This window comes from Nonomuraea longispora, assembly GCF_004348345.1.
Classification (GTDB): domain Bacteria; phylum Actinomycetota; class Actinomycetes; order Streptosporangiales; family Streptosporangiaceae; genus Nonomuraea; species Nonomuraea longispora.
The window spans coordinates 1-7,403 of record NZ_SMJZ01000304.1; the positions used below are offsets into that span (position 1 = coordinate 1).

At 71.8% G+C, this 7,403-nt stretch carries 7 protein-coding genes; 2 read left to right on the plus strand and 5 right to left on the minus strand.

Annotated features, from left to right (window positions below; genetic code table 11):
- The 5 genes from E1267_RS41415 to E1267_RS41435 form a co-directional block, all read right to left on the minus strand.
- On the minus strand, nt 1-670 hold a 670-nt coding region (locus tag E1267_RS41415), incomplete at its 3' end, for an ABC transporter ATP-binding protein (RefSeq protein ID WP_132341421.1).
- Nucleotides 671-728: 58 nt separating this feature from the next.
- Nucleotides 729-1,589, minus strand: a complete 861-nt coding sequence (locus E1267_RS41420) for an ABC transporter permease (RefSeq protein ID WP_132341423.1) — start codon at nt 1,587-1,589, stop codon at nt 729-731.
- The gene (locus E1267_RS41425; protein ID WP_132341425.1) at nt 1,586-2,539 is read right to left on the minus strand and encodes an ABC transporter permease; all 954 of its coding nucleotides are present in this window, start codon (nt 2,537-2,539) and stop codon (nt 1,586-1,588) included. Before E1267_RS41425 ends, E1267_RS41420 begins: the two co-directional genes overlap by 4 nt.
- Nucleotides 2,540-2,542: 3 nt before the next feature.
- Complete coding sequence (locus E1267_RS41430; RefSeq protein WP_132341427.1) at nt 2,543-4,069, minus strand: ABC transporter substrate-binding protein; 1,527 nt, start codon at nt 4,067-4,069, stop codon at nt 2,543-2,545.
- Nucleotides 4,070-4,079: 10 nt separating this feature from the next.
- Entirely contained in the window at nt 4,080-4,997 is a 918-nt protein-coding gene (locus E1267_RS41435; RefSeq protein WP_132341429.1) for a serine hydrolase, read from the minus strand.
- Between the two features lie 84 nt (nt 4,998-5,081).
- On the opposite strand from E1267_RS41435, the gene E1267_RS41440 reads away from it, so the two are divergent.
- Nucleotides 5,082-6,101: a LacI family DNA-binding transcriptional regulator gene (locus E1267_RS41440; RefSeq protein ID WP_132341431.1), complete on the plus strand. Its 1,020-nt coding sequence runs from the start codon at nt 5,082-5,084 to the stop codon at nt 6,099-6,101.
- Nucleotides 6,102-6,653: 552 nt separating this feature from the next.
- Nucleotides 6,654-7,403, plus strand: a 750-nt coding sequence (locus tag E1267_RS41445; protein ID WP_132341433.1) for a serine/threonine-protein kinase, incomplete at its 3' end; no start/stop codon positions are given.

Consider the following 7,403-nt stretch of genomic DNA (forward strand, 5'->3'; position numbering starts at 1 on the left):
CGTGGGTGACCAGCAGCATGGCCATGCCGAGCTCGTCCTGCATCCGGACGAGCAGGTCGAGGATCTGCGCCTGGATGGTCACGTCGAGGGCGGTGGTCGGTTCGTCGGCGATGAGCACGGCGGGTTCACAGGCCAGCGCCATGGCGATCACCGCGCGCTGCCGCATGCCGCCGCTGAAGGTGTGCGGGTAGTCTCCCGCACGCCTGCCGGGCTCCTTGATGCCGACGGCGCCGAGCAGGTCCACGGCTTGGCGGGCGGCAGCGGCGCGGCCCGTCCCGAGGTGGCGCCTGAGCACCTCCGCGATCTGCTCGCCCACGGTGATGGACGGGTTGAGGCTGGCCATGGGATCCTGGAACACCATGGCGACTCGCCGGCCACGGACGTCGGCCAGCGTACGGGTGCCGGCCGTGACGAGGTCGAGAGGCGGCCGGTCGCCCGGCTCCAGCAGGCGCACCGAGCCGGCGGTGACGGCGACGCCGCGCGGCAGCAGCCCGAGCAGGGCCAGGGCGGTCATCGACTTGCCCGACCCGGACTCGCCCACCAGCGCCAGCGCCTCGCCCGCGCTCAGCCGGAAGGACACGTCGTGCACGAGGGGGACCCAGTCGGCCGCAGGGCCGGCCGCGGGGCCGGCCGCGACCGAGAGGCCGTCCACCTCCAGGATCCGGGTCATGGGACCTCCTTCGCCGGTTTCATGACCGGGGTGCGGTGTTCGTCGAGGGCCGGCTCGGTCATGTGGGCTCCCGGTCCCGGCGGGCCAGCGCGTCGCGCAGCCCGTCGCCCACGGTGTTGAACGCGAGCACCGCCACCAGGATCACCAGACCGGGCAGGACGACCAGCATGGGGGCCTGTTCGAGGTAGCGTACGGCTCGTTTGAGCATGGAACCCCAGCTCGCGAGCGGGGGCTGGACGCCCAGGCCGAGGAAGCTGAGGCTGGCCTCGGCCAGGATCGCGTAGCCGAACGTGAGGAAGGCCTTGACGATCAGCGGCGTGCCGACGTTGGGCAGGACGTGCCGCCACAGGATCCTGGTGGTGGAGCAGCCGGTGGTGATCGCGGCCTGGATGTACGTCTGGCCGCGCACGGTCATGGTGGCGCCCCGGGCCACCCGGTAGAAGCCGGGCGCGTAGACCACCCCGACGGCGATCATGGCGTTCGTCAGGCTGGGGCCGAGCGCGGTGGCGATGGCGATGGCCAGCACCAGGCCGGGGATCGACAGCAGGGCGTCGGCGATGCGCGACAGCACGAGGTCGGCGCCGCGTCCCAGGTAGCCGGCGAGCAGGCCGAGGGGGACCCCGCAGACCGTGGCCACGCTCACCGCCAGCAGCGACGCGCCGAGCGAGACCCGGGTGCCGTGCAGCAGCCTGCTGAGCACGTCGCGGCCCGACTCGTCGGTGCCCAGCCAGTGCGCGGCGCTCGGGCCTTCGAGCCGGTGCAGCAGGTCCTGGTCCACCGGGTCGTGCGGGGCGATGAGCGGCGCCGTGAGCGCGACCAGGGTGAGGACGGCCAGCACGCCGAGCGCGGCGGCGACGTCGCGGCGGCCGGCCAGCCGCCGTCCGAGTGTGTCGCGCCGCCCGGTCGTGATCGCGGTCATGCGGCCGCTCCCGTCTGCGCGCCAGGGGTGAGCCACCGGTACGCCAGGTCGACGGCCAGGTTGGCGGCCACCACGACGACGGTGCTGGTGATCACGATGCCCTGCAGGACGGGCAGGTCCTGGCGGGTCACGGTGGACTCCGCCAGCGTGCCGAGCCCGGGCAGCCCGAACACGGCCTCCACCACCACCGCGCCGCCGAGCAGCTGGCCGGTCTCCAGCCCGAGCACGGTCACGAACGGCACCGCCGCGTTGCGTACGGCGTGTTTGCGCAGCACCGTGAACGGCAGCAGCCCTTTCGCGCGGGCAGTGCGGACGTAGTCGGTGTCGAGCACGTCGGCCAGGGCCGCCCTGAGCTGGCGGGTCGGTTCGACGGCGGCGGCGACGCCCAGCGTGAGGGCGGGCAGGGCGAGGTGCGCGGCGAAGGCTCCGGCGCCGTCGGTGAGCGGCCGGAATCCGGTGGCCGGGAAGACGGGAACGGTGATCGCCAGTGCCAGGATCAGCATGAGCCCCAGCCAGAACGACGGGGTGGCGACGGCGAGCGCGGTGCCGGAGGAGATCACCCGGTCGAGCCGCCCGCCCGGCCGCAGCGCGGCGAGCGTGCCGAGCGGCAGCGAGATCAGCACCGCGACCGCCATGGCGGCCATGGCGAGGGAGAGCGTCACGGGCAGGCGTTCCATGAGGATCTCGGTGACCGGCTGGGAGTTGTAGAGGGAGGTGCCGAGGTCGCCGGTGACGGCGGCCCCGGCCCAGCTCAGGTAGCGCACGGCCACGGGCTGGTCGAGGCCGAGCCCGGTGCGTACGGCGGCGATCTCCTCTCGGGTGGCGTGCTCTCCGGCGATGTGGATGGCGGGGTCGCCGGGGATCAGCAGGGAGAGCCCGAACGTGATCACGGACACGACGAAGAGCACCACGAGGGCCCCCGCCAACCGTTTGACCAGAAATATCGCCATAAGTCAGGCCATACCGACGACGCGGATGTCGTCGTACCCGGTGAGCAGCTTGCCGAAGTCGCGCACCTTGTCGTTGACCGCGTAGTACAGCTTGCGGTTGCAGATCGGCACGTTGTACGCGTGCTCGGCCGCGACCTTGGCGATCTCCCGGTAACCGGCCTGCTGCGCGGCCCGGTCGGTGGCCGCCGCGCTCTCCTTCGCGAGCTCCTCGATCCGCTCCACGGTGAGGTCGCCCGGGTTGTTGAGCCCGCCCTTCAGGTAGTCCTGCTGGGTGATGAGCCGCGGGTCGGGGCCGGCCACGCCGATCTGGCTGACCAGGGCGTCGGCCTGGCCGCGGTTCTGGTAGAGGTCGATGGACTGGTCGGCGCTCATGGGCCGCAACCTCATGTCGACGCCGATCTCCTTGAACTGGTCCTGGATGGCCTCGCCGAGCTGCACGAACGCGGTGTTGTCCCACACCAGCGCGGTGAAGGAGAACCCGTCGGGCAGCCCCGCGGCGGCCAGCAGCTGCCTGGCCTTGGCCGGGTCGTACGGATAGGCGCCCTCCAGCGAGGGCTCGTGCGCCCAGTGCCCGGCCGGGGCCGCCTGGACGGTCGGCTCGCAGGAGCCGAGCAGCAGATTGTCGGTGATCGTCCCGCGGTCGACGGCGTGGTTGAGTGCCTGGCGCACCCGCTGGTCGCCGAACTCGGAGCGGCCGGTGTTGAGGTTGAGCTGGTAGACGAGCCCGGTCAGGAACTCCTCCACCTTCAGGTCAGCGTCGCGCGCGGTGTCGGCCTGTTCGGGACGGATGAGCGTGGCGTCGTACTGGCCGGAGCGCACGCCGTTGAGCCGGGTGTCGTCGTCGTTGACGAACGACATCTCCAGGCCCTTGAGCCGCTGGGCGCTCTTGTCGTAGTAGCCGGGGAAGGGCTTGTAGACGACGCGGTCGTCCCTGCGGTAGTCGGTGACCTGGTACGGGCCCGAGCCCACGGGCTTCCTGTCGAGGTCGGGGTTGTCGAACGCCTTCGGGCTGATCAGCGCGCCGCCCCGGTGGGCCAGGGCGTTGAGCAGATCCTCCTCGGAGCCGGTGTGGCGGATGGCCAGCTCGTCGTCCTCGACCTCGACCTCTCTGATCATCTTCAGCAGTGACGTGGCGGTGCTGCCCTTCGCCGTCATCGCGCGTTCCAGGTTGGCGCGCACGGCTTCGGCGTCCAGCGGGGTGCCGTCGTGGAACGTCGCGCCCGAGCGCAGCGTGAAGACCTCCTTGCCGCCCTTCTTCTTCCACGACTCCGCGATCATGGGGGCGATCTCGCCCTCGGGCGTGATCGTGACGAGGCGGTCGTAGACGGGCAGGACGTAGAGCTCGTCCCAGGCCGTGGACGCCTTGTGCGGGTCGAGGGTGGAGGGGAACGCGGTGTAGGCGAAGCGCAGCACGCCGGCTCCGGACTGGGTGGACGCCGCTCGTTCGCCGCCGCCCTGCGCGCAGCCCGCGCTCAGGACGGCGATCACGGTCAGGGAGGCCGCGAGAACGCGACCGGTCATACGAGACATGCGAGTCTCCTTACGGATGCATCTCCTCCCAGCACGCACGGCTGAGATGGGCAATGTGGACCCTCGCCCCCGAAAACCCCGGCAGCCCGTCGGGCAGGACCGCGGGAAGCTCGTCCGTGTAGACCGTGAGCACGTAGCGCGGTCCGTCGCCGCCGAAGAAGACGCCGCCGTCGCTGACGTCCCGCCAGCCGGCGCCGCTCTTGTGCGCGATCTTGGTCCTGTACGGCAGGAACGCCGGCATGGTGTCCCTGAACTGCTGCCGGCAGAGCACGTCCAGGGCGTACGAGCAGAGCTCGGGCGGGCACCCGAGCAGCCGGTTGGCCTCGGGCTCGGCCGCGGAGCCGTGAGTGATCAGCTCCAGCAGCCTGGCCTGGTCGGCGGGCGTCGTCACGTTGCTCGCGTCGACCGGATGGTCGGGGGCCAGCTCCGGGATCAGCGCGTGACGGTGCCGCGTGCCGTCGAGGCCGGCCGACGCGCACAGGTCGTTGACGGCGTCGAGGCCGACCAGGTCGAGGACGTGGGCGGTGGACAGGTTGTCGCTCTGGATGATCATCAGGGTGACGGCGTCGCGCAACGACAGGCTCAGCCCCGGGTCGAGGTGTTGCAGGAGCCCGGTGAAGACGCGGTCGCGGTAGCGGCCGTCGATGGTCAGGCGGGTGTCGAGATCGAGCTCGCCCCTGTGCACGGCGCGCAGTGCCGCCATCATGACGGCGACCTTGCGGGTGCTGGCCGCCGGGAACGCCCGCGTGCCGTGCCGGTCCGCCCGCATCACACCGGCGGTATCGCCGACCCTATCTCCGGCACTATCGCCGGCACTGCCGCTGGTCGGCAGGCCGATGAGGCACCAGCCGGTGACGTACGGCTGCGCGTCGCACAACGCGTTCAGCCGCCGGACGGCCCGTGCGAACCGGGACGTGCTCGCTTGCATGTCGGCGACTCTAAGCCAAAACGATTTGGCATCACAAGACCCCCTGCCTAATCGATTTGGCACCGATGGCCCTAGGCTGACCCCATGCAGCCGTCACGATCCCGTCCGCGGATCCGCGATGTCGCGGAGGCCGCAGGGGTGTCCGAGACCACGGTCTCCCACGTGCTCAACAACAAGGGCCGGGTCGACGCGGCGACCAGGGCCCGGGTGGCGGAGGTGGCCGAACGGCTCGGCTACCGGCCCAACAGCAACGCGCGCGGCCTGCGCTCGGGCCGGGCCGACACCATCGCGCTGCTGATGCCGATCGTCGATCTCGACGCCACCCACCACATCCTGGCCGTCGACTTCTACCTGTCGCTGACCATGAACGTGGTGGAGGCCGCGTTCGAGCGAGACCAGGCGCTGCTCCAGCTGCCGCCGCTGCGCCGGCTCGACGACCTGCGCCGGTTCGGCATCGACGGCGGCATCGTCGTCGACCCGCTGCCCGCGGACCCGCGGGTGGCCATGTTCGACCGGCTCGGCCTGCCGGCGGTCACGATCGGCCGCGACATCGCCCACGCCGGCGCCCCGTGGTGGGTGGCCGCCGACAGCGCGGCCGGCACGCTGACCGTCCTCGACCACCTGGCCGCCGCCGGAGCGCGCAGGGTGGCGATGTTGTCGGTGGACATCGGGTGGTCGTGGTTCGCCGACGCCGAACGCGCGTACGCGGAGTGGACGGCCCGGCACGGCCGCCACCCGATGCTGGTGCTGGCCCGGCCCGACAAGCTCGACAGCAGCGCGGCCGAGGCGGCGGGACGGCTGCTCGACCTGGAGCCCGACGCCGTCTACGTGCCGCCGCAGTGGCTGGCCACCGGCCTGCTGCGCGCCGCCAGGGAGCGCGGGCTGAGCGTGCCCGGCGACCTGCTCGTGTCCGTGGGGGTCGACAGCCACCAGGCGCGCACGAGCGAGCCGGCGCTCACGGCCGTCGACCTCGATCCGGCCAGGACCGCGAGGGAGGCGGTCGACCTGCTGATCAGCCGGATCGAGGGCCGCCCGCCGCAGGCGCCGCGCGTCATCCCGGTCACCCTGCTCCCCCGGCGGTCCACGGCGGTGGTCACGACGTGAGGAAGTCCTGCGGCCGGCCTCCCAGGATGCCCATCCAGGCGTGATCGCCCTCGAACGGTCGGGCAGCTTGATGAACGCCTCGATCGTGTAGCCGGACGCGAACGTCATGCCGTTGATCGGCGCGTCAGGGCCGGAGCGCAGCACCGCGCCCCTGCCGGGGTTCCCGGCCAGGCCGATCTCGTGCTCGCTGTCGTGCTCGGTGCCGTGCTCGGTGACGTGCTCGGTGACGTCGCCGAGGTGCGTCATGAACACGGTGTTCCTGCTCTCGCGCTCGCCGGTCAGGAAGCGGAACGCGCGGCGGGGGCGGCGACGGCCGCCTGCAGCATCGTCCGGCGGCCGAGGGAGGGATGGGGCATGGGCAGCACCGTGATCTCCGTAGGTGGCGTCATGGTTGTGGCGGCGGTAACGCTCGCCCTCCGCGGGCGGAACTCTTCGATGCGGACCTCTCGGGGCGGGCGCGGTCAGGGCGGTGGTCGGGCACCGGATCTTCTTCTGCGGGGCATTGAAGCAATAATGTGTGGATCGTTTGAATAGTTCGAGGAAAGGGGCGGGATGCCGGAAATGCGCCCGCTCCGGCCGGACGACCCCGAGCACATCGGCGGCTACCGGCTGGCCGGCGTGCTCGGCTCCGGCGGGCAGGGAGTGGTCTACCGGGGCACCGGCGACCCGGGCCCCGACGTCGCCATCAAGGTGCTGCACGGCCACCTGAGCCACGACGACGGCGCCACCGCCCATTTCCTGCGGGAGGTTGAGGCGGCGCGGCGGGTGGCCGCCTTCTGCACGGCCGCGGTGCTGGACGTCGGTACGCTGGGCGAGCGGCCGTACATCGTGAGCGAGTACGTCCCCGGCGACACGTTGCAGGCGGTCGTCCGCTCCGGCGGACCGCGCTCCGGCGGGGCGCTCGACCGGCTGGCCATCTCGACCCTGACCGCGCTGACCGCCATCCACCAGGCCGGGATCGTGCACCGGGACTTCAAGCCGGGCAACGTCCTGATGGGCCCCGACGGGCCGATCGTCATCGACTTCGGCATCGCCAAGGCGCTGGACGCCACGACGCACACGTCAGGGCCGATCGGGACTCCCGCGTACATGTCGCCCGAGCAGTTCGGGAGCGAGCGGCTGGGTCCGGCCTCCGACGTGTTCAGCTGGGCGGGCACGATCGTGTTCGCGGCCACGGGACGCGCGCCCTTCGCGGGCTCGACGGTGGCCGTCGTCGTCAACAACGTGATCAACGGTAAGCCGGATCTCTCGGGCGTGCCGGAGCACCTGCTGCCGGCGGTCGAACGATGCCTGTCCAAGGAC